This is a genomic window from Pseudomonas sp. BJa3 (genome assembly GCF_026343815.1).
Taxonomy (GTDB): domain Bacteria; phylum Pseudomonadota; class Gammaproteobacteria; order Pseudomonadales; family Pseudomonadaceae; genus Aquipseudomonas; species Aquipseudomonas soli.
This window is the reverse complement of record NZ_JAOXMC010000564.1, coordinates 1-234: the sequence shown is the minus strand read 5'-3', so window position 1 is coordinate 234 and position 234 is coordinate 1. Positions and strand designations below refer to the sequence as shown.

The window sequence follows — 234 nt, the reverse complement described above, 5'->3', positions numbered from 1 at the left end:
CCGCGCTTGTCGCCGCCGCGGAACGTGGACGCCGACGCCCAGGCGGTGGACACGAGCTCCGCCACGGACAGACCGGCCGCGGCGATCTTGCCCTTCAACGCGTCGATGTCGGCCGCGTCGATGGTCGCGTAGTCGGCATGGGGCAGGGGGTCCTGCCAGATCAGCTCTTCCTTCGGCACTTCGGGGCCGAGGTAGCGGACGCGCGGGCCCATGTCGCGGTGGGTCAGCTTGAAC

Annotated in this window: 1 pseudogene; it reads right to left on the bottom strand. The window is 70.9% G+C overall.

The features are described from left to right. Nucleotides 1-234: pseudogene (locus OH705_RS28800) on the bottom strand (catalase-peroxidase); the annotation flags it as partial.